A 21441-nucleotide genomic window follows, 5' to 3' on the forward strand; every position below is an offset into this window, starting at 1 on the left:
AATCTGTCTGCCAAACTTGCGCAAATACGCCTCTATATCGTTGTAAAGCCCGCTGTGGTTGGAATATTTGACATAGTTCTTCGCCGTGCGCAGCCAGTCCAGGGTGGTCGGCTTCACCTCGCTCAAAACCGTCTCCAAATCCTTCATCATGATCGGGCGCTCCACGCCGGTCTCCAAGATTTCCTCCAGAACAAGCTCCGCTGCCCGCTCACACACATTTTCAATGTCAGCCCCGGAAAAGAACTCCGTGTGCTTGGCCAGCCAATGGGGATCGATTCCTTTGGCAAATCGTCCGTGCAGCTTCAGCGTGAACATTTGCTCACGCGCTTCCAAATCTGGCGGCGCAACAAAAATCAACCGGTCAAACCGCCCCGGCCGCTTCAGTGCATTGTCTACATCCCAAGGGAGATTGGTAGCTCCAATGATCAAAACCTGATCGGTGCTGGTATCAATGCCTTCCATTTCCGACAAAAAGGTATCGATCACGCCCCGCATGTAATTGGATGAAGATTTTGAACGATTGTAGCCGATCGTATCGATCTCATCAAAAAACATAATGCTCGGTTTATGGTGACGCGCCTTGTCAAACATGGCTTTCAGATTCTGCTCGCTCACTCCGATATACGGGTCCAGAATATCGGTGATGTGCACCGGGACGAAGGTGGCTTTGCATTCTCCTGCAGTCGCTCTCGCCACGAACGTTTTCCCGCAACCGGGAGGGCCGTACAGCAATACGCCGCCGCCCACTTTTTTGCGGAACTTGGAGAACAGGCCTTGATTGAAAAACGGGCTTATTATCCGCAAGCGAATCGTTTTCTTCAATTCATGCAGGCCTGCCACATCCTCAAACGTGACCTTGTTTAACGTTGGCAGTTCCTCTTTTTTCTCCCGTTGGCCGCCATCGATAATTTTTAGGCCCGGATGGTTCTTTACTTTGTAGGAGTGGTTTTGTCTGCCCGCTCCAGTTCCCTGGCTGCCAGCATAACGGTCATCCTCGTAATCGCTGTTGTCGTCATCGGCTTCATCGTATTTCTGTTCGGCTTCATCGTATTTCTCATCGTCTTCCCCGAAATCATTTTGCAGCGAATGGTTGCGGCCATCTCTTTTATGATCTGTTTCTTGGGGGGGAGCCTCGTTTTTCTCTCCGATGTTTTCTGTTTCCATCCCTTTGGCCAGAGGCGCGACATTGCTCATCCCTGTAGCCGAGGCGGCGGAGGAGTTCTTCTGGACAGCCGGGGCAGCAGCACTGCCCGTTGCCTGTTGCTGCAGCTGTTGTGTGGCCAGTGACAGCTCCCGAATAAAGTCATTGCGCAATTCCTCATTCTCGCAATATGTGAGTCCTGCAGAATATGAACTGATCGCTTCCAGCCACAAACCGTTTTCGGCCAGTTCCTTTCCTAACCAGAAGTGCGTTTGGGCGTCCTCGGGATGCTTTGCCGCCATTTGACGCAGCCATTGTATTTTTTCCAAAGCGTGTTCACCGCCATTCATCCATGGTCTTCTATCTTGACGCGTGCATCCAGTTTCGGATATTCGTTTGCAACCTCTCATCATTCTACATCAAATGTAAAAAACTTCAAGAAACATGGTGGATTGTGACGATTTCTGCGGGTTGTCCTTTTCTTTATTTTATGTGGGTATTCGGGCAAAAGAAGCAGCGAAAACGGGACTTTCTTACCATTCCCTGTTCTGTTTTGATGTCTTGGCTATTACAAACACCCGATACAAATACTTCCATTATTGATAAACAATATAAAAAGGCCGTCACGCTCTCGTGCGAAACGGCCTTTCCATCCTTAATAGGGATCAGCCTGATGCCCTTTTCTTTCGGCTTCCTTCACTGCTGCTCCAGCGTTTTCTGTGCCGATCGGACCGCCCGTCCCCAATTTTCCCGAATCCTTGCTGCCGGCCTGCTCCAGACCCTCCCGGACGCGACGGCCGTAATCGGGATCGCATTTTGTTAGCATCTCGATCATCTTGTCCTGAATTTCCTTCCTGCAGACGCGCAAGGCGTTTACCAGATTTTCGATCAGATCGTCCCGCTCCCAGTCCTCGAACATCCGGTAACGCTCCCCGGCCTGTTTGAAGTCATTGGTCCGGTCAATTTTTTGCCGCACCACATTTCCCGCTACGTACGGCTCGTGGTCCTTTTCTTCCTGCACGACCTCACGCAGTCCCCCAATCGTGGACGGCTCGTAGTTGATATGCGGATTGGTCCTGTCCACATGGTAGAGCATTTGACCGCCTTCCTGATTGGTGGCTACGCGTTTTTTCGGAGCGTTGATCGGAAGCTGCAAATAATTGGCGCCTACCCGATAACGCTGTGTGTCAGAGTAGGAAAACGTCCGCCCCTGCAGCAGCTTGTCATCGGAAAAATCCAGTCCGTCGACCAGTACGCCCGTCCCGAAGGATGCTTGCTCTACCTCCGCAAAGTAGTTTTCCGGATTTTTGTTCAACACCATTTTGCCTACAGGGAGAAACGGAAATTGTTCCTCCGGCCAAAGCTTGGTCGGGTCCAATGGATCAAAATCAAGCTCCGGATGCTCGTCATCGCTCATGATCTGGACACAGAGCTCCCACTCCGGGTACTCGCCTCGCTCGATTGCTTCGTACAAGTCCTGAGTAGCGTGGTTGAAATTTTGTGCCTGAATTTTTTGGGCTTCCTTTTGCGTGAGGTTCTTGATGCCTTGGGAAAGCGGCTGCCAATGGTACTTCACCAGAACGGCTTCGCCCTCTTTGTTGACCCACTTGTACGTATTGACGCCCGAGCCCTGCATCTGGCGATAATTGGCCGGGATGCCCCACGGAGAGAAAAGAAACGTAATCATATGCATGGCTTCCGGGGTGTTGGAGATGAAGTCAAAGATGCGCTCCTGGTCCTGAATATTGGTCACCGGGTCCGGTTTGAACGCGTGAATCAGGTCCGGAAACTTCATCGCATCCCGAATGAAAAACACTTTCAGGTTGTTGCCTACCAGATCCCAGTTGCCGTCTTCCGTATAGAATTTGACGGCAAAGCCGCGCGGATCGCGCAATGTCTCCGGCGAGTGGATGCCGTGGGTGACCGTGGAAAACCGGACAAACACGGGTGTGCGCTTGCCCGCTTCCTGAAACAGCTTGGCCCTGGTGTACTTGGCTATAGGCTCGTCTCCCACTTTGCCGTACGCTTCAAAATAGCCATGGGCACCTGTCCCGCGCGCATGAACGACCCTCTCCGGAATGCGTTCCCTGTCAAAATGGGTGATTTTTTCCAGAAAATCGTAGTTCTCCAGTGTCGTGGGGCCTCTTCTGCCCACCGTCCTCATGTTCTGATTGTCCGTAATGGGGTGTCCTTGCCGGTTGGTGAGAGAATCTTCGCCCTCCCCCGCAGTCATTCTTTTGTCGTATACGCCGCCGGCACCCATTACCGAGGTCCCGTTCTCTCCTTCCGCTGACGCTCCTCGTTCCTGATGAACATCACTCATTGCATTCCCCCGCTTTCAGTCAAATAGCTTGCTTGCACGTTTTTTGGTTGCACATATGTAATATCTTCCTGCGGGGGTAGCTTTATGCAAAAATTGCCTGCGAAACCATTAGAGAGGGAATTTCATGCCACATACGAATGTGTAACACTCTGGAGATGTTGGTCGGCAAAACCGCTACAGGGCACAGCCTAAAGTGAGCCTGAAAACTGGCTTCTTCTGCTGCGCCCTGTATGTAGCGACTTTCATTTGGCTTCCAAGTCAGCAAAGGATTGACTCCAATCCTTCCTACGCCCGCTTTCTGCGCAATTGATAGTACGTGACTGCCAATGCCAGCGCCAGGACAATTCCTTTAATGATGTCATACGCATAATAAGGAAGATTCAGCATCGTCATGCCGTTCAGCAGGACACCGATCAGGATGGCCCCGACGAAGGTGCCGAATACATTGGGCTTGCCTGCGCCAAATACAGAGAAACCGACAAACGCCGCGGCCACCGCATCCATCAGCATGGAGCCTCCGCTGCTCACCTGACCGGTTCCGATTCGCGCAGCCAAGAGCATCCCTCCGAGTCCGGCAAACAGGGCAGAGAGCACGTAAGCAAGCGTCCGGTACCGGTTCACGGGTATTCCGGAGAGCCGTGCCGCTTCCACATTCCCTCCGGTCATATAAAGCATGCGCCCTTGTCTCGTATAGGTCAAATAAATATGCGTGACCGCCACCAGCAAAAAGGTAAGCAGCACAGGCACCGGTACGGAGAGAATCTCGCCTTGCCCCAGCCAGAGAAACCATTCCTGAAATTTGCCCGGAGCAGTCGTCCCGTCCTCCATCGGCATATTGGCGTAGATCGAGTAGCCCTTTGAATAGGTCATATGGACGCCGTTTACGATGTACAGCATCGCCAAGGTCGCCAACAGGTCGGGAATCCGAATCTTCACGACCAACAGCGCGTTGATCAAGCCCACCAGAACGGCCAGAACGATCGGAACCGTCAATGTCGCGACCGCTCCTTGTTCGTACCAGACCATCATCGATGCGGAGACAACGGTAGTCAAGGAGACGGTCGAACCGACAGACAGGTCGAATCCGCCGACAATCAAGGAAAACGTAACACCGACGGCCACAAATGTGACGATGGAGATGGAGCGCAAAATATCCGTGATGTTGGCATAGGTAAAGAAATAAGGATTGGTCAGGCTAAAAAGCAGGATGACGATGGCGATCACGGCAACTGTTCCGTATTTATAAACAAAATCAAACAAGCTGTATTTTTTTGCTTCCATCTTATTCACCCCCGCTTGCGTAATACATGATTGACTCCTGGGTCGCTTCTTCCCGGCTCAGCTCTTTTACGATTTGTCCCTCGAACATGACGAGGATCCGGTCCGCAATCCCCAGCACCTCGGGAAACTCGCAGGAAAAATACAGGATGCCTTTTTTCTCCGCGGCGAGCGAGCCGATCAGGCGGTAAATGTCGCTTTTCGCCCCGATGTCCACACCCTTCGTCGGCTCGTCGAACATAAAGATGCGCGCATCCGTATCCAGCCATTTTCCGATAGCGACCTTCTGCTGGTTTCCCCCGCTCAAGTGGCCGACAGGCTGACGAATGCCCGCTGTCTTTACCCCCAGTTTTCGGACGATCTTCTCGGCTTGCTCCGACTCCAGTCTTTGCTTCACAAAGCCCCTTGGCGACCATTTGGCCAGGGTAGCCACCGACAGATTGCGGGCGACCGACTCCTCTACGAATATCCCTTCCTTGCGGCGCTCCTCCGGCACGAGGACGATCCCCGCCTGGACTGCCTCTTTCGGCGTGCGAAGCCGCAAAGCCCTGCCGTTTACAATCAGCTTGCCATCCTCCCACTCATCCGCGCCGAACAGCAGACGTGCCAGCTCCGTCTTCCCTGCTCCAACCAGGCCGACGACACCGACGATTTCTCCCTCGCGCACATGCAGGTCCGCTCGGCGAACCTTGCCTCCTCTGGCGTTTTTCACTTCCAGGATGGTCTCGCCGATCGGCACCTGGGTCTTCGGGAACTCCTCGGAGAATGTCTTGCCCAGCATCGCGGCGATGACCTCGTCCATCGTTGTGTCCGCCGTCTCTTTGGTAGAGATCCGTTGTCCATCGCGCATGACGGTGATCCGGTCGCAGATTTGAAAAATTTCCGGCAGCCGGTGGGAGATGTAGATAATGCCCAACCCCGCTTGCTTGCACTGCTCGATGATCTGAAACAGCCGCTCTGTTTCCGTGTTGCTGAGCGGAGCTGTCGGTTCGTCAAAAATAATGAATCGGGCCTGCTGTACCGTCGCCCGGGCGATCAGGATCAGCTGCTTTTCGGACAGCGTACAGGCTTCCACCTGCTTTTTCACAGGAATGGAAAAGCCAAACCTTGCGAGAATCGCTTCCGCCTCTTCATACAAGCGGCGCCAGCTGATCAAGCCCTTTGCTTGGATTTGGCGATCGAGCAATATGTTTTCCGCTACACTGAGGTACGGGATCAGCGCCGTATCCACTTCCTGATAGACGCATTGAATCCCGAGCGCTTTGGCATCCTGCGGCGACTGGATCGCGGCCTCCCTGCCATCAATCACAATGGAGCCTCCGTCCGCCACATAGGCTCCCGTCAAAATCTTCATCAGCGTGCTCTTCCCCGCTCCGTTGGCTCCGAGCAGAGCGTGAACTTCTCCCGCTTTCACTTCGAAATCGACGGAACGGAGCGCGGGTACGCCAGAGAACTGCTTCATGATGCCGTTCATCTGCAAAGTCGTCATTTTCTGTCCCCCCTTATTAAGGAAGAATCCCGTTGATGGATGATCAACGGGATTACGCTACACCATCTATGCAGGATTACTTGCCCCATTCTTTCACGTACTGGGAGAGATCTCCCATCGTGATTTTCTTGTCCGTCGGCAAATCGTCTCGCTTGACCAGCACAGGATTCAGTTTGACGCTGTCCGGCACCTGCTCGCCGTTGATTTTTTTGAAGACGGTTTGGGCTTGAATCCGTCCGATGTTGCCCGGGTCTACCGCTGCAGTCGCTACCCACGAGGTAGAGGGATCCTGCATGAGCTGCAGGTCTTCGTCGCTCAAATCGATCGAGTATACTTTGATCTCGGTACGGCCGGCTTGCTGAATGGCGCGGGTCGCTCCTTTGGCGAACTCATCCCAGGAAGCCCAGACCGCTGTAATATCTCCTTTGTTTGGATACTTCTTCAGAATGGCTTCCATCTGCGATTGCGTATCCAGCGCGGTGTTGTTGGTGGCGCTGCCGAAAGCGGCAACCTCCTTGATATCCGGATATTTCTTCAAAAAGGCTTCGTACGTGATCTGGCGTTTTTCCATCGGTGCAAAGCCAGCCACCCAAATTTTCACGATGTTTCCTTTGCCGCCGGTATCTTCAGCCAGCTTCTCCAGGCTAAGCTCAGCCAGCTTCTGGTCATCCTGCTCTACTACCGGAACCCCGGGAAGCTTGATGTCTGTATCAAACAGCACGAGCGGGATGTTTTGCTTCACAGCCTTTTCTGCTCCTTGCTGCAGTGCTTCTGCAGTGCCGTGGTCAATCAGAATGCCGTCGAAACGCTGGTTGACCGCCGCATCCAGGTTGGAAGCCATTTTGGACAGATCGGTATCTGCGTTGAAAACAGTCAGCTCTCCGCCGTTCTTTTCTACTTCGGCTTTGACGCCGGCAATGTACTGAGCCGAGAATGTGCCTACGTTTTGCCGCATCACGAGCGCGATCCGTTTTGCTTTCTCGCCGGAGCCGCCACCCGCTCCGCCGTTTCCGGAAGACGCGCTGTTGCCCCCGCCGCAAGCTGTCAGCAAAAGAGACGCAGAAAGGATAAGCGATCCAATCAAACTAAACTTCTTTTTCATATCGGAAAACCCCCTTTTTAAAGTAACACGGTACGCTGTTCTGCGGTTTTGAACCGGAATCGACATCCATTTGCTCCATCAAAAAAGCCTCTTTCCAGATGAAAGAGGCTTAAATCAGCGGATTTTCGCCTCTCATCTGTCAGGTATCGCTACCTGTAGGAGTTAGCACCTTGGCTCAAAAGAAACGTGTTCCTTTGCGCTAGGTTGCCGGGCTTCATTGGGCCAGTCCCTCAGCCTTCTCTGGATAAGAGTTCATATTCTCATATCAAAACCTTTTGTATATACAGAATATAATGGCTGCTTTCAAACCTGTCAACTAGGATTTTTTCCCCTTCCCTGTCCCTATCTTTTCAAATGCCTGGGCGACAAACCAACTGTGCTCCTCCCGCATCTTTTGTTCCGTAGACGCATCGAGTCCCCAGTCGGATATTTTGGAAGCCGGGCGCAAAGCTGCGAACAGATCCCAGTAAGACAGGTCTGTAAAATCGAACTTCGTCAAGGATTGATAGCGACCGGTAAAACGAAGCATCGCCTCGATGCCGAATGCCCACAGAATCTCCAGTCTGGCGTTGGCAACATCCGCGAGCGGATCTCCGAGCTGCGCGTCCTCCCAGTCGATCACTGCAGCAAGCTGTCCGTCCCTCCACATTACATTTCCTGGCCAAAAATCTCCATGCAGCAGTACGGATGGATTCCGCGAAGGCAATGGCCAGACTGCCTCCAGCACATCCCGAATGCGTCCCTCACCCAGCGATTCATCTGTGATTGCCGGCCGTTTTTCGATTTTCTCGGTACATGCCTTCTCCAGTTTGGGCAAAAAGGACAAATCCAGCTTCGAGACGTCCACACTGTGAATCCTGGAAAGCTGCGCAGCTAGCTGGAAAACGTGGTCGGTCACATCGGCAGGAGTGAACTCAGTCTTTCCCTCGATGTATTCAATCACGACGTACGGCGTGGAAAAAATCTCGCCTGATTGATCCAGGAAAAATGGCACTGGCGCGGCCACCCCCACAGACTTCAGGAGTTCCATCAGCTTGAATTCATCTGCCGCCACATGGGGATTCTGTGCAATGTCTGCCGCACCGTGCCGGCGCACAACCACTTTTCTCCTTTTGCCGTCAAGCTGCTCGATTTCAAGCGCCGTCACCTGCGCTGAGACACCGCCTTTCAACTCCCAGGAGCGAACCAGCTTGCTTTGGGGTTCAAGCCTTTGAACCAATCTTTGAAAGCAGTCCCTTTCCGTTGATTCTGTCATTTGCACCTCTCCTTTGCCTTTTCCGGAATATTCGCTATCCCCGTGATCAAATCATCCCGGTTTCCCGCAGAAGATGAAAAATGAAAAGCGGACAGCTCTCGAATGGGCCGTCCGCTTCTTTTGCTCGCTTTACGGGTCAATCGCTGTTTATCGCTTTAGTTGGATGTGCAGCCATTGCATTTTTCACCTGGACTGCAACTGCTAAAGCCAGCGCCTGACCCAATCCCCCCCACAAATTCCCAACTACTTCTGCTGGTAATTTACTCTTACGATCTTCCAGCCATACGGGCTTGATTCTTCCTGTTCCAAAGAGTATTCCACCTGATAATTTCCTGTCAGCGTATGCTGATAGCTTCCTGTCACCCACAATCGCTTCGGATTGCTGTCATCTTTCCTGACCACCAGGCTGCCGCTGTAATCATGCAGAGGGAGCGGAGCGATCTCTTCCAGTGACTCTTGGGCGTCCTTGCTGAAAAACTGCCCGATCCGCGACGGGTCCTTCTGGACATACGCCTGATTGGCGGCGGTGAGGAAGAGGTTGACGATGTTTTTCTGGCGAAGCTGCGTTTCCTTGAACTGCTGAGGCGTATCGCGTTTCCAAAGATCATGCAAGCGTTTCAGGACGATGGCAAACTGCGCTCGTGTCATTTGTTTTTTCGGGTCAAAATTTTTGTCTGCGTTAAAGAGATAGAATTCGGAAATCGCTGCCGCATAGGGCGATGCCGTATCCTCGTATTTGGGATCGTGCTTCCACAGATAGTAGCCCGTATAGTAAGGCTTCACTTCATCCAGCTTGAGGGTTGTCGCCCGCATTTTGTAAGGAGCCAGGACATGGAACAGGATCATGCTCGCTTCTTCTCTGGTCAACGGCTTTTGCAAATAATCGGAGGACAGCCACCAGTCGATGTTGTTCTTCTGTGGCTGCTTCATACCTCCACGTTCGGATAAGTGCAGGTAGTACAGCATGCTTTCTCCCGGATCGAAGGAATTGACAAATCCGGTTTGTATGTCTAGCATGGCGCGCATATTGGCAAGGAGTTGTTCCGTTTCCTGTTTATAAGAGAACCGTTGATCCACATGCGTATTTGGCTTGGCTGTTTCCAAGGGACCATAGATGCCTTCCAGCACCCGGTTCAGCAAAGCCAGCGCTTCGCCCCTGGTAACCGGATTGTCCGGATGAAAATACCCGTACTTGAGGCGGTAAACATTCAGTGCGCTCAGTTCCTCGATTTCCTTTTGGGCCCAATGCCCCTGAATATCCTCATAGTATGCGGGAGCCGCAGAAGCGCCGGGGACAAAAAAGCTTTGGACGAACAGACCGAACATAACGATCCAGGCAAGATAACGTTTGTACATTTCTCAGTACTCCTTTCCAAATAATGCTTCGGGCAACATTTTCCCTAGGTAAGTGATCGTGCTGATGCTGACGGACGGGAATACCATGCGATTATCGGATTTCCGTTTACTTGTGGACTGCTCCTGTTTTATCGATCTGGATCAGCTTCCCGTTCTGTTTGACTGTGGCGACGCCATTTTTAAAAGGCGTGGCGTACTCGTACTGGCAATCGATGACGAGGCTTCCCTCGGCGTTGATGTACCCGAACTTCCCTCCCTTTTTCACGACAGCGAGCCCTTCGGAAAAGCTTGTCGCATGGTCGAATTGATACGCAATCGCCAGCTCCTTGTCAAACGGATTGATCTGTTTGACATAGCCCCATTTCCCGTTCTGCTGGACCGGCACAAGCACAGGGGCTGGTGCGGCTTTTGGCTGCGGCTTTGGCTGGGCGGGCTTTGCTGCAACCTGACTGGGCTTTGCTGGTTGTGGTTGCGGCTGTACGCTAGGAGTCGGCTTGCTTTGCTTTTTTGGGCTTTCTTTCTTCGGTCTGGGGGCGGCTTCTTTTTTTGCGACTGTCGGAGGAGCGGCTTTTGCGGCAGTCTCCGCTGTCGCCGCCGGGCTGGGCGTCGCTGCCGCTTCTGCTGGCGGTTGTACCGCCTGTTCCGCTGGCAGCTCTGGCTGCGGCATTGGGGGAACAGATGGAACCAGCTCTTTCCCCTGCCCGCTGAGACTCGACGCTGTCTCTATGGCTGCAACTGCCTTTTCCTTGGCAAATCCAAACAGGGACGAGCGCATATCTTTTCTATCTCCGTCACTTGCGGGGCTGGACCCATTGGGCTCCTCCGTCTCCTCTGCTGGCAGTTCTTTGCTCTCGGAGGTCTGGCTGGCCGGAGCGGGTTCTGGCTGGGCACTTGCCGAATCGCCTTTTCCGCCGCTCATCTGGGACAGGGCGACGCCGTTAATAATCAGCGTGACTGCCACGATCGCTCCTCCGATGATCAGGCTTTTGCGATTGCCCCAGCTCTTCTTCTTTTTGACTGGTCCGGCGGCGGCCGTCACCTGGATGTGCGTTTCCGTCCGCTGCCCCTCATACTGGGCCAGGACGACCATGTTTCCGACCACACCTACAGTTACAGCACCTGCCTTGGTTACTGTGCCAATCTGTGGCTGATCTGTGCTCCAGCGTACTTGCTCAGTAATGTCCTCCTCCCGTCCATCCATCCAGACGAGGTACGCCTTCAACTGTGCGGTTTGACCGGGATGCAGCTCCAATTCAGCCGGTACGACTTTGATGTAATGGGTAGTAGGCTCCCCGGTATTCGATTGTATGGACATGGTGGCACCCCCTAATTCTTCAGGTTTATCGTATAGGTATTTACACCTTGAACAGAAACGGCGTTAAAGTAAGCAAGACCGGACTGAGGAAGCTTCACAGCGTACGAAATGCCTCCTCCGGCATCTTTTAGGCCTTTTACCGTCACTACGCTCGGGACGGGAACGCTGATCGCTGCCGGCTGATTCGTCAAAGTAAGTACGGGGTATACCGACTTTCCATTGACAAGGATCTCGATCTGATCTCCGTCTTCGGCGTTGAAATCCCAAATCAGCATGGTTGCCTCCCCCGCTTCGTCGGCAGGGCTCTCTACGACAAAATCCTTCGCTTCCAAACCGGCCGTATTCTCTTCGGCAAACAACTGTTCACCGGCTGCGACGGACGTGCTGACCCGGCTATTGACGATCTGAGCGGCATCCCCCTCCGGCAGTTGTCCCCCCGTAAAGAAGACGGCCGCGGCAATCAAAATGGTTGCCAGCAAAAATGATTTTCCGATTCCTTTTTCGCCGGGGACCGCATCATGGGGCTCGGGTTTGCTTCTGCTGTCCGGAGCGTATGACCGAGGCGCATCTCCCCTTGACATGCGGCGCGACTCTTCCACTTGCATCACCCCTGCTTTCTCACGGTGAGACTAATCGGATATTTGCAGTACCAGTAAGACAAGAAGACCCGGGTCACCAGAACAATCACGACCGCTCCTCCTATCGCCAGCCACTTCGGAAACAACAAGCTGTCTGCCCACTGGTTCATCACTTCCAGACCTGCAGATGTTCCAATCGCCATAAAGTAAGCGATATGCAGGAAAGGCAGCAAAACCGGGTATTTTCGGTACAAGGTTCGCAAGGCTCCCACCCGGACGGATGCGAACAGCAGTCCGCCGATCACTCCCAGCACAATCAGGGGATACCCCAGACGGGGAGCCTCGTACTTGGCTACCTCGATCATGTCGAGGATAGAGAACAGCGGCATGGTGACCAGGATCAGTACACAGGGGAGCAGGAGCAGATAGAAACAGACCGCGAACATCGCCTTAGCTGCTTTCATAGATAGCCTCCTCCACCACATCGCATTCTTCCAACATGGTCAGCTCTTGTATGGTTGCGTGTTTGTTTCGGCTCAGGCGCATGGCGTGCGAGCGTATTGCCCGTTCACACAGATTCCTGGCAAAGCGTCCGTTCCCCGCCATCTTGTCCCCTTGCGTCTGAACAAACTGCTGCCGCATGGCTCGCTCTGCCGCAGCAGAAGCCTCATAGCCTCGCTGCGCCAACAATTGCCGGGTGATTTGCAGCAATTCATCAGGTGTATAATCCGGAAACTCAATGATCGTCGGAAACCGTGAACGCAAGCCGGGATTGCTTGCCAAAAACCCGGTCATATCCTCGCCGTAGCCTGCCAGAATGACGACGAGACTGTCGCGAAAATCATCCATCGCCTTGACCAGCGTGTCGATCGCTTCCCGGCCAAAGTCACCTTCGGCCCCCGCCAGTGCGTATGCTTCATCGATAAAGAGCACACCCCCCAGCGCACGCTCGATGACTTCCCGCGTTTTGAGTGCCGTTTGCCCCACATAACCGGCGACGAGCCCGGAGCGATCCGTTTCAATCAGCTCATCCCGCTTGATTACGCCCAATCGATACAACTGCCGCGCAATGATCCGGGCCACCGTCGTCTTGCCTGTTCCGGGATTCCCTTGGAAAATCATGTGCAGCGTCTGTCCCGCCGCATCGGGTATTCCGGCCGCTTTCCGCCGCTGTGCGATCTGGATTTGTGCCGCCAAAGACCTGACCATGTATTTGACCGGCTCCAATCCAACGACGGCAGCCAGTTCCTCCTCCAGCTCGGCCATTATGTTCTCTGCAGTACCGCGCTCCTTATCACCGATGCCCCAGTCTTCAGCTCGCAGCCACCTCCACTCTTCCGCCCCCGCTTCCAACTGGGCCAGACGAGCTGATTGCCTCCTCACAGCTTCCTCAAACAGGTTGCGAACCAGACGCCCGTTTCCGGTATCGCTTCGGCCCCGTACCTGCTTGCCTTCAATCATTCCGAGCAAATGCTGACGGGCATCGGGATGGATTTCGTACCCGCGGCCGATTACCATTCTCTCCAGAAGCTCCGCCATCTCTTCCGGCGTGTAGTCGGGGAATTCGATCTGCAGCGGAAAGCGGGAGCGAAGACCGGGATTCACTTTCAGAAAGGCGTCCATCTCCCGTGTATAGCCGGCCAGGATAACGATCATCTGGTCCCGGTGGTCCTCCATCGCTTTGACCAGTGTATCGATGGCTTCCCGGCCGTACAGATCGGCAGGGTCCCGGGACAGTGTGTATGCCTCATCAATAAACAGCACGCCGCCAATCGCCTCCTTTATCCTTTCTGCGGTTTTGGCGGCTGTGGAGCCGATATACTCGCCTACGAGATCCTGTCTGGTCACCTCGACCAACTGACCGCCCGACAGCAGCCCCATGCTTTTCCAGATGCGGGCCACGAGCCTGGCTACGGTTGTTTTTCCCGTACCCGGATTGCCTGAGAACACCATGTGCATCGACATGGGAAGCTTCGTTTGGCCTGTCAGGCTTCGCTTTTTTTCAGCCGTCACGACATCCAGGCATTCTCGAACGAATTTCTTAACGGCGTCCAATCCGGTCAACTGCTCCAGCTCCAGCAAAGCTTCTGAAAGCTCCTGCTCCTGCCCTCTCGCCAAACCCGGCAGCGGCAAGCTGACCGCTCCGCTGACGAGAACGAGCTCTCCCTCCCGGAAAGCCACCAGCGCCTCCTGATCGGAACGAAGCACTCCTCTCGCTCTCCAGTCCAGCAATTGCGGGGTAAATACATGTGTGACCCATTCCTCAATCGCCTTCTCGTACCGTTTTGTCTGTTCTACCTGTTTGGCGAGCTCTTGAAAAACGGACTCTTCAAAAGAAAGGGTCAGCCGGATATCCGCTTCGAGCCTTTCTGCTTGCGCCAGACACCTTTCTCCCAGCAGCTTCGCCAGAGTATCAAGGCCGGGGGCAGCAGTGAACGCGCACGTATCCAGACTTTTTACCAGGGCTTGCGGAACGGCTGGCGAAATCATTTTCTCCAGCGTCCTTCGCTCCATTTGTTCAGCGGCTCCTGCTGTTTCGCTTTTGGGAGACGGCTGGTCCACATGGAGGACCAGGAAGTAGTCGGAGGCCTCTATCTGTCCCCCCTCCGGAGTCCGGATCAAGCCATCTGCAAACAGCTTCGTAACGTACTGGACGATTTCCGGGCCAGCCCGCTCAATGCCTCTGAAGCAAACCGTCCCGATTCCGTCCCGAAAGGCATTTGCACAGTCGAGGAGAAACAGCGTATGTGCCTCCCGCTCACCATATCTGTCCAAATCGACCGTCGTGACGTGGCCGTACGGCAACAGCCGCTTTCGGCAAAACTGATCGAGCAGCAAAGATAATGTTCGCAGCTTGCCCGTCCCTTCGGGTCCGGCCAGCAGGAGCCTGTGCTGGACTTTTCCGCTTTCCCGAAGCAAAAAGCTTTTTTTGTAGGCGATCGCCACTTCGTAGACGAACGGCTCCTGCCGGTTGATTTGCCCGTTAACCTCTTCGATGATGGCCGGGAAAAGATCATCCAGCTCGGCCCGGGACCGGACCCAGGCATGCTTGTTCCACCCCCGGACGGTATCTGCCACTGCCTCTCTTCCGCTGGCCAAAGGGCCAAAGGTCTCTTTTCCCGCAGACGAGGCTAGCGATTGGCTTTGCCCGGCCATCCCGCTCTGCCGAAATGGCGATGTTTCGGGCTGTTGCTGACGCTCTGCCTTTTTCCCCGAAAACCCTCGCTCCCGTATATGGTCAAGCAGTTGAAGCTCCGGAAAGAGAATGCGCATCCACTTTTTCCATGCCATGTCTGAATCGTTTCCTTTCGTCATCCCGCCTCGTCTCAATGGGCTTGATAGAAAAATCCAGAATTGTTATGATGTAGAACAAATGCCAGATTGGGCAAAATATCCAGCCCGGAGGGGCGTTTATGAAGATTTGGAATGCAACGAAAAACAGAATGATCGCACAGCAGGCCAAATGTGCCGACACGTCGGTCACAAGGATGCTCGGCTTGCTCGGGAGAAGCACGCTCCCGGAGGGACAGGCATTGATCATAAACCCGTGCAAGGCTGTCCATACCTGGTTTATGCGTTTTTCCATTGACTGTCTGTTTGTCGATCAACACGGCGAGATCGTCCATCTCATGGAGGAGCTGCAACCATGGCGGTATACTCCGTTTATAAAAAGGGCGGCCTATGTTATCGAACTGCCTGCCCATACGATCCGCAACACGCAGACTGAAATAGGCGATCGACTGGAAATTACAAGCTAACGAAAGGAATCGTGACCATGATCATTCAGCCATCGAATATCCAACCTCAGCCCATTTCAGTTCTTCTGGGCCATAGTCTGAAAACGGGGAAACGGATCTGGCTCAGCCAGTTTCCCTTCCTGTTCCTGATCGTTTCCCTTCTCTTTTGGTCAGAGCAAGCGCTGACAGGATGGGCACAGTCCCAGCAGTTGAAGGAAGCGTTCAGCCCGCTGATCATGACGCCAGTCAACGGCATTCTGCTGTCCCTCTATTTCGTCTACATGGGAATCGTTTTGAAACGATCTCATTTGGGAACACAATGGGATCAGCAGCTTCAGGCGCTGACGGCCTTTGGCAGCCTGGTGCCCGTCGTTATCCTTGCCAGCCTGCTTGAATTTGCAGGGGTGGCATTAGGTACGCTACTGCTGATTATTCCGGGCATTTTGCTCATGATCTGGTTTACCGTCTTTCCTCAGGTGATCGCCTTTGAAGGGATGGGGGCGATCGCGGCACTGAAGCGAAGTCTCTTTTTGGTAAAGGGCTCCACGCTTCGCGTCCTGGGCATCATCCTGATCTTTGCCGTCGTGAGAGCAGTCCTGCAATACTTGCCCGGCTTTTTGTTTCCGGCAATTGCCAGTCAGCCGGCGATAGCCTTCCTGCTCTTCCTCATACGCGAAATGCTGATATTGCCGTTTGAGGGCGCCGCCTACTACCTGCTGTACCTGGAGCTTCGCACAAGAAAAGAAGCATTCGATTTCGACGTATACCAAGAGGAGAGCAGCAGAATGTAATACCGTATCTTGTACGGACGGTCGCGGGTGGCCGTCCTTTACTCTTCCATCCTCGCCTCCGCAGATGCGGACAAGGTGGTCCCCTGGATGCCAAACATTTTCATGACTTCGCCCGGTACAAGCACGACCTGCGGTTCTTCGGGCGGCTCTACATTCCAGAGATCGCGGTCATACGAATCCAGTCCCGCCCAGGCAGCAGCGTCAGTGGCCTCGGACAGCTTCGCCTGATGATAGGCGATCACCCCGGTGTCAATGACCAGCCCGGCCACAGCCACAAGGACAGGAAGAAAAGCGGCGAACAGCACCAGGGCGCCGCCCTTTTCGTCCCGTTTCCACCGGCCCCACTTTCGTTTCCATTCCTTTTTCCACTTCGCTGGTATTTTCATCTGACCTCATTCTTTCCTGCTCAGGATTTTTGTCCCACCGCTATAGCACTTTATAGACAGCCGTATGCTCAAGCTTTACAACAGGATTGGAGAAAAACGCGCTGATGATCGGGATCGTCACCGGGTAGTCATAAGTGACTGTCACGCTGATGTCATTTCCCGTTTCCCGGATCTGGACATCGTGAGACCCGCTCAGGCCGTTCGTTAGAATGGACAGGGCGGTGTTGCGGATTTTGGCCCGCGCGGCTCCTGCCCCCTCATCATCCCAGACAGCGCCGCCCACCCGCGCTCCCTGGCTGGCAGACAAGACCACGAGGGTTTTGGCGTACATCATATGTCCAAAAACGAGGATGCCCGTGATCAGCAGGATCATGACAGGCAGGACAATCGCAAATTCCGTGATGGCCTGCCCTTCTTCTCTTTTGACAAGTTGTCTCAGACGATTGCGGATCCCCAATACATGGTCACCACCGTTCCGATAAATATTGCGATGCCGTACGGAAATACCGGCTGGGAGCGATCTTTCAGCACATGTAAAAAGTCCTTCAGCTTTCCGCTACACAAATAGACAATAAAGAGATAGAGCAACTCGCATGTCCCTTTAAAGCCTCGCGCAGCGACAACGATCCCGGCTGCGATGACTCCGCCGACTGCGATCACGACAAAACTGTTGGTGACGATAAAGGGAAGACCCATGACCGCACCGATGCTGCCCATCATTTTTACATCACCTGCGCCAAAGGCTCCCATCAGGTAAGGGACAAGAAATATTCCAAGTCCGGCCAGCAAGCCCAAAAGATGCTCCACGAAGCCGGACCAGCCGTACAGAATGGTGCCGTTTGCCAGTCCGGCCAGCGCGAGTGATACTGTCAACAGGTTGGGGATTCGATATTTCCACACGTCAAAGATAAGCGCGATCGTCAGACCGAACAGGCAAAGGCCGTATGTGAACATTTCCAAACTCAGCTGCCCTTGCCAAGACCGTCAGCAATATCTTTAAATACTTTGACAATCTTATCCTTCATGGCGACCAGGCCAGCGATGGCGGCAATCGCGATGATGCCGAGAATCAAGCCGTACTCGCTGAGCGCCTGTCCTTCTTCTTCTTTCCAAAATTTCACCAGTGCTTGTTTCATTGCGAATCCCTCCATTGAATGGTTGATTGATTTAGAAGCCTTGCAGTGTAAAAACATACCCTTCCTGCTGAAATGAATAATTGCTGTTCAGAACGTCCTTCTTGTCAACGACGATGCTGAGCGGACGTGCTTCCCCTGTCGAAAGACTGCCAATGTCCTGAGCATTCGGAGCAAACGGAACCTCGACTACCTTTTGTCCATCTGCTTGGTAAATCGTCAGCACAGCTTTCGAAAGGTCGGCAGACGTCAGTGTTTTCCCTGGTACGCCATTTCGCAGCAGCATCACCGCGAGAAGCGAGCCGTCCTCCTGGTAGGCTGCCGTCACTGGAACGACATCCACGCTGCCTTCAGCCAGCGGCAGATAGAGATCCATCAGTGTCGTCAAATATTTTTTCATTTCCTCTGTTCGAAATGGTTCTTGATGCTCCAATACGGAAAGCTTCGATTCGACCCACTTTCCGCCTTGGCCGATGATTTCATCCCTTTTTGCTTTTAGCTGATCCTTTACCGCTTCCAACTGCTTTATCCGCTCCTCCAGATCTTCTTGCTGCAGATTCGCCAGTTGTTCAGCGCGATACTGAAGCTTCCGGTCAGCTCCGTTCTCCGGTCCGGTAGCAGGGGCGGACGTGCTGCTCTCCCCGCCGCAAGCGGCGAGAAAGAGGAGCAGGCACGTCGCCATCATGATGCTGCTTATCTTTTTCAGTTGCATGGTAACGTCCTTTCCATCATCCGGTCGACTCAACCAAATGACTTTCGTACATTGCTGAAGAAGCCTCCGATTGCGTTTCGTGCAGAGCTGGCTGCCTTGCGTGTCGAGCTCCACGCCCGGCTTGCTGTCTTCTTCGTCGAAGACCATGCGCGGTTCGCCGTCTTCTTCGTCGAAGACCAAGCATGGCTCGCTGTCTTCTTCGTTGCAGACCAAGCACGGCTTGCTGTCTTCTTCGTTGCAGACCAGGCACGGCTTGCTGTCTTCTTTGTCGAGGACCAAGCACGGCTTGCTGTCTTCTTCGTTGCGGACCATGCGCGGCTCGCTGTCTTCTTCGTTGCGGACCATGCGCGGCTCGCTGTCTTTTTCGTTGCAGACCATGCGCGGCTCGCTGTCTTCTTCGTTGCAGACCAGGCACGGCTTGCTGTCTTCTTCGTTGCGGACCATGCGCGGCTCGCTGTCTTCTTCGTTGCAGACCAGGCACGGCTCGCTGTCTTTTTCGTTGCGGACCATGCGCGGCTCGCTGTCTTCTTCGTTGCGGACCATGCGCGGCTCGCTGTTTTCTTCGTTGCAGACCAAGCGCGGCTCGCTGTTTTCTTCGTTGCAGACCAAGCACGGCTCGCTGTCTTCTTCGTCGCGGCCCAAGCACGGCTCGCTGTTTTCTTCGTTGCGGCCCAAGCACGGCTAGCTGTCTTCTTCGTCGCGGCCCAAGCACGGCTCGCTGTCTTCTTCGTCGCGGCCCAAGCACGACTAGCTGTCTTCTTCGTCGCGGCCCACGCCCTGCTTGCAGCCTGCTTTGTTGCACTCCAAGCCTGGCTCGCTGTCTTCTTTATTGCGGACCACGTATTTGCGGCAAAGTTTTTCGTCGCGTTCCATGCGTATCGGCCCAATTCTTTGCCTTTGTTCCACACCCATTTGGCGGCTGCGGCAATTTCTTTCCGATACTTCAGAGCTGTGGACACGACTGCCGCTCCAAGTGCAATCCCCGCCACGATCGGTGCAGCAGGCGTCGCAAGCAGGAACGGCAACGCCACTCCGGCAAGACCTCCGATGATATCGACGGAGCCCTCTGCGATTTTCCAGCCGTCGTTGTTCTTCGCTCCCTGAACGACATCATACACACCGAATCCAGCGGAAATCGCGGCGAACGGCGCCCCGACTTTGGCCAGAAAAACGCTGGCTGGCCCGTTTTGCAGCGTCGTCCAGGCGAACTCGTTTTTCAGCTTCGTCCACCAGCTTACATTCGCGGCGGTATTGACTGCGCCTGTAAACACGGTTTGATAGTTGAAAGCTGCCCGGAATTCCACAGCCTTGAGAGCAGGGTCTATCCCTTTCTCGATCAGCTGCACGCTCCAGTGGGTATCTCCTGCTTCGTTGAAAATCTTTGACCCGGAGGCTACGACGCCGAGGGTTCCCACAATGATGTTGCCTCCGCTCGGGGAGCTGCTGATGCTCTCTACTGCCTTGGCGACCTCCAGTACATACGTAAATGTATTATTGAATGTCTTTCCGGCCTTGTAGGCAGTGTCGTCCTGTCCCTTTCCATCCGGCAAGGCTCCGGGTGCTGCCCCGTTTGCTCCAGATCCCGGCTTTACGTCGTTCTTTTCATCTGCCTTGATCATGTTGGGAGTGGGTTTCTCGTTTGCCGACACCATCTCTGAAGGCACGGCAAACCATAGCAAGTTGAGCAGCACGATGAGGAAAACAGACACACCGGCGATCAGACGCCTACTCTGTTTTTTCCTGAACCACCTGTACATGATCTACCTTCCTTCCTGCTTAGTAAAAAAACCTCCATCGAAGACTTTGCAAGGATGAATGAATAGCGCTTTGCCGGAAGGTTTTTATGCGGTCGTATAGGGAGAGATCCACCTCCTCCAACAGATTTTGTATTTGTTATCGCAGCTACCACCCCCCTTTCTACGCGCTCCTCTCGGATGGTCAGTCATGCCTGTATGCTGCTTCCTTCCGCTCCGAGGAGCCATTTTTGCCTCAGCAAATCAGCGGTATGCTTGCCGATAAAATCCCTTGTTTCGTTCTTGGCTGTCCAGATTGCCTGCTCAAGTGTTTGCACACCGCGCTCCGCTATTGAGACCCGCTCCACCTGAAAGGAATTCTCCAGTAAAGCGACGATGTTCTGAGCTAGCTTCTCCTCACCGGCACCAAGCCATTTCTGGGCCAGCGCTTCAGAGAGCAGTCGCTTTGTTTCCGTGCGGGCTGTATGCGACTCCAGAAGGACCAGCACTCTTTTCCGCGAGTCATCCATGAAATCCAGCATCGCTTTGTCAAGCTGAGCCACCTCTTGCTCCCTCAGCGGCTGGCCCGCCTTGATCGGCTCGAGCCGCCGCAAAACCTCTCTTCCCGATGAGTTAATGCGCTCACCGAGCTGTGCTCCTTGTTTCAGGTACTGCTTGTAGCCATCCAGGTGAGCCTGTGCCGCTCTCCCCTGCTCCTCCCCGAGACGATCCAGCACCTTCTTTCCCAATTCCTCCACGTGCCGGATGATCGGCACAAACGACTGAGGATCGACAGCCAAATTTTTTTTGAGATAACCGGCGTTGTTGTCGAGTGTCACGATCAACTGGTACATTCGCAGACAGCGCTGCGTCACGTTCTGGTCTGGGACCAACCGGCCTGTTTGATCCACGATGGCGAATTTCTCAAAATTCGTTTCCATCCGAAGCAGCACAGACATTGGATAGATGCCCACCAGACGATAAGCTTCGCCGTCCACAACCATCTCCGAGCTCATGTATATCTGCTGCAAGCCGCGCTTAAACGGGGACAGCGCTGTTTTGAAAACACCCTTTGCCGGCGACATGATCCATAGCAATTTCATTGTCAGTCC

20 protein-coding genes and 1 riboswitch (1 of these 21 only partly in view) are annotated in these 21441 nt (G+C 53.9%); of the genes, 2 read left to right on the top strand and 18 right to left on the bottom strand.

Annotated features, from left to right (window positions below):
• The 11 genes from V5G20_RS25805 to V5G20_RS25855 all read right to left on the bottom strand — a co-directional run.
• Positions 1–1491 carry the 5' portion of an ATP-binding protein gene (locus V5G20_RS25805; RefSeq protein ID WP_081787832.1) on the bottom strand. Its footprint begins 3 nt before the window's first position, so the window shows 1491 of its 1494 coding nt (coding positions 1–1491); it begins with the start codon at positions 1489–1491; its stop codon lies off the left edge, out of view.
• 305 nt (positions 1492–1796) lie between these two features.
• Positions 1797–3464, bottom strand: coding sequence for a catalase (locus V5G20_RS25810; protein WP_170208381.1), 1668 nt, complete (start codon positions 3462–3464; stop codon positions 1797–1799).
• A gap of 285 nt (positions 3465–3749) precedes the next feature.
• Positions 3750–4745: an ABC transporter permease gene (locus tag V5G20_RS25815; protein WP_327925700.1), complete on the bottom strand. Its 996-nt coding sequence runs from the start codon at positions 4743–4745 to the stop codon at positions 3750–3752.
• Between the two features lies 1 nt (position 4746).
• On the bottom strand, positions 4747–6231 hold the full coding sequence (locus tag V5G20_RS25820) for a sugar ABC transporter ATP-binding protein (protein WP_003393162.1): 1485 nt from the start codon (positions 6229–6231) through the stop codon (positions 4747–4749).
• Between the two features lie 76 nt (positions 6232–6307).
• Entirely contained in the window at positions 6308–7333 is a 1026-nt protein-coding gene (locus V5G20_RS25825; RefSeq protein ID WP_024984305.1) for a sugar ABC transporter substrate-binding protein, read from the bottom strand.
• Between the two features lie 129 nt (positions 7334–7462).
• Positions 7463–7584, bottom strand: a riboswitch (SAM riboswitch).
• Positions 7585–7649: 65 nt separating this feature from the next.
• Positions 7650–8588, bottom strand: a complete 939-nt coding sequence (locus tag V5G20_RS25830; RefSeq protein WP_024984304.1) for a phosphotransferase family protein — start codon at positions 8586–8588, stop codon at positions 7650–7652.
• 243 nt (positions 8589–8831) lie between these two features.
• Complete coding sequence (locus tag V5G20_RS25835) at positions 8832–9944, bottom strand: S-layer homology domain-containing protein (RefSeq protein ID WP_003393157.1); 1113 nt, start codon at positions 9942–9944, stop codon at positions 8832–8834.
• 106 nt (positions 9945–10050) lie between these two features.
• Positions 10051–11259, bottom strand: coding sequence for a WG repeat-containing protein (locus V5G20_RS25840; RefSeq protein WP_003393156.1), 1209 nt, complete (start codon positions 11257–11259; stop codon positions 10051–10053).
• An 11-nt stretch (positions 11260–11270) separates the two neighbouring features.
• Positions 11271–11858, bottom strand: a complete 588-nt coding sequence (locus V5G20_RS25845; protein WP_243015056.1) for a hypothetical protein — start codon at positions 11856–11858, stop codon at positions 11271–11273.
• Positions 11859–11863: 5 nt separating this feature from the next.
• Positions 11864–12301, bottom strand: a complete 438-nt coding sequence (locus V5G20_RS25850; protein WP_003393150.1) for a hypothetical protein — start codon at positions 12299–12301, stop codon at positions 11864–11866.
• Entirely contained in the window at positions 12288–15152 is a 2865-nt protein-coding gene (locus V5G20_RS25855) for an AAA family ATPase (RefSeq protein ID WP_052259778.1), read from the bottom strand. The genes V5G20_RS25850 and V5G20_RS25855 overlap by 14 nt, the downstream gene beginning before the upstream one ends.
• Positions 15153–15250: 98 nt before the next feature.
• Between V5G20_RS25855 and V5G20_RS25860 the strand changes: the two genes are divergently transcribed.
• Both V5G20_RS25860 and V5G20_RS25865 read left to right on the top strand, forming a co-directional pair.
• Positions 15251–15595, top strand: a complete 345-nt coding sequence (locus V5G20_RS25860) for a DUF192 domain-containing protein (RefSeq protein WP_003393146.1) — start codon at positions 15251–15253, stop codon at positions 15593–15595.
• A gap of 17 nt (positions 15596–15612) precedes the next feature.
• On the top strand, positions 15613–16365 hold the full coding sequence (locus V5G20_RS25865) for a hypothetical protein (RefSeq protein ID WP_003393144.1): 753 nt from the start codon (positions 15613–15615) through the stop codon (positions 16363–16365).
• 38 nt (positions 16366–16403) lie between these two features.
• Here V5G20_RS25865 and V5G20_RS25870 read toward each other — a convergent pair whose 3' ends face one another.
• The 7 genes from V5G20_RS25870 to V5G20_RS25900 all read right to left on the bottom strand — a co-directional run bounded on the left by V5G20_RS25870 (position 16404) and on the right by V5G20_RS25900 (position 21432).
• Entirely contained in the window at positions 16404–16751 is a 348-nt protein-coding gene (locus tag V5G20_RS25870; RefSeq protein WP_338462752.1) for a TadE/TadG family type IV pilus assembly protein, read from the bottom strand.
• Between the two features lie 40 nt (positions 16752–16791).
• Positions 16792–17208, bottom strand: coding sequence for a TadE/TadG family type IV pilus assembly protein (locus tag V5G20_RS25875; RefSeq protein ID WP_003393141.1), 417 nt, complete (start codon positions 17206–17208; stop codon positions 16792–16794).
• Positions 17187–17705, bottom strand: coding sequence for an A24 family peptidase (locus V5G20_RS25880; RefSeq protein ID WP_024984299.1), 519 nt, complete (start codon positions 17703–17705; stop codon positions 17187–17189). The genes V5G20_RS25875 and V5G20_RS25880 overlap by 22 nt, the downstream gene beginning before the upstream one ends.
• Before the next feature lie 8 nt (positions 17706–17713).
• The gene (locus tag V5G20_RS25885; protein ID WP_003393138.1) at positions 17714–17887 is read right to left on the bottom strand and encodes a Flp family type IVb pilin; all 174 of its coding nucleotides are present in this window, start codon (positions 17885–17887) and stop codon (positions 17714–17716) included.
• Positions 17888–17918: 31 nt separating this feature from the next.
• Positions 17919–18596, bottom strand: a complete 678-nt coding sequence (locus V5G20_RS25890) for an SLAP domain-containing protein (RefSeq protein ID WP_171506023.1) — start codon at positions 18594–18596, stop codon at positions 17919–17921.
• A gap of 29 nt (positions 18597–18625) precedes the next feature.
• Positions 18626–20353 carry a hypothetical protein gene (locus V5G20_RS25895; RefSeq protein ID WP_338462755.1) on the bottom strand — a complete coding sequence of 576 codons (1728 nt, stop codon included), beginning with the start codon at positions 20351–20353 and terminating at the stop codon, positions 18626–18628.
• Between the two features lie 185 nt (positions 20354–20538).
• Complete coding sequence (locus V5G20_RS25900; protein WP_338462757.1) at positions 20539–21432, bottom strand: hypothetical protein; 894 nt, start codon at positions 21430–21432, stop codon at positions 20539–20541.
• Positions 21433–21441 lie beyond the last annotated feature (9 nt).

This window comes from Brevibacillus borstelensis, assembly GCF_036700025.1.
GTDB lineage: Bacteria > Bacillota > Bacilli > Brevibacillales > Brevibacillaceae > Brevibacillus > Brevibacillus borstelensis.

Bases quoted from the DNA above. Each gene is read 5' to 3' on its own strand.
- V5G20_RS25810 (WP_170208381.1), bottom strand. From the start codon at position 3,464: ATGAGTGATGTTCATCAGGAACGAGGAGCGTCAGCGGAAGGAGAGAAC.
- V5G20_RS25815 (WP_327925700.1), bottom strand. From the start codon at position 4,745: ATGGAAGCAAAAAAATACAGCTTGTTTGATTTTGTTTATAAATACGGA.
- V5G20_RS25820 (WP_003393162.1), bottom strand. From the start codon at position 6,231: ATGACGACTTTGCAGATGAACGGCATCATGAAGCAGTTCTCTGGCGTA.
- V5G20_RS25825 (WP_024984305.1), bottom strand. From the start codon at position 7,333: ATGAAAAAGAAGTTTAGTTTGATTGGATCGCTTATCCTTTCTGCGTCT.
- V5G20_RS25830 (WP_024984304.1), bottom strand. From the start codon at position 8,588: ATGACAGAATCAACGGAAAGGGACTGCTTTCAAAGATTGGTTCAAAGG.
- V5G20_RS25835 (WP_003393157.1), bottom strand. From the start codon at position 9,944: ATGTACAAACGTTATCTTGCCTGGATCGTTATGTTCGGTCTGTTCGTC.
- V5G20_RS25840 (WP_003393156.1), bottom strand. From the start codon at position 11,259: ATGTCCATACAATCGAATACCGGGGAGCCTACTACCCATTACATCAAA.
- V5G20_RS25850 (WP_003393150.1), bottom strand. From the start codon at position 12,301: ATGAAAGCAGCTAAGGCGATGTTCGCGGTCTGTTTCTATCTGCTCCTG.
- V5G20_RS25855 (WP_052259778.1), bottom strand. From the start codon at position 15,152: ATGACGAAAGGAAACGATTCAGACATGGCATGGAAAAAGTGGATGCGC.
- V5G20_RS25860 (WP_003393146.1), top strand. From the start codon at position 15,251: ATGAAGATTTGGAATGCAACGAAAAACAGAATGATCGCACAGCAGGCC.
- V5G20_RS25865 (WP_003393144.1), top strand. From the start codon at position 15,613: ATGATCATTCAGCCATCGAATATCCAACCTCAGCCCATTTCAGTTCTT.
- V5G20_RS25870 (WP_338462752.1), bottom strand. From the start codon at position 16,751: ATGAAAATACCAGCGAAGTGGAAAAAGGAATGGAAACGAAAGTGGGGC.
- V5G20_RS25880 (WP_024984299.1), bottom strand. From the start codon at position 17,705: ATGTTCACATACGGCCTTTGCCTGTTCGGTCTGACGATCGCGCTTATC.
- V5G20_RS25885 (WP_003393138.1), bottom strand. From the start codon at position 17,887: ATGAAACAAGCACTGGTGAAATTTTGGAAAGAAGAAGAAGGACAGGCG.
- V5G20_RS25890 (WP_171506023.1), bottom strand. From the start codon at position 18,596: ATGCAACTGAAAAAGATAAGCAGCATCATGATGGCGACGTGCCTGCTC.
- V5G20_RS25895 (WP_338462755.1), bottom strand. From the start codon at position 20,353: ATGTACAGGTGGTTCAGGAAAAAACAGAGTAGGCGTCTGATCGCCGGT.
- V5G20_RS25900 (WP_338462757.1), bottom strand. From the start codon at position 21,432: ATGAAATTGCTATGGATCATGTCGCCGGCAAAGGGTGTTTTCAAAACA.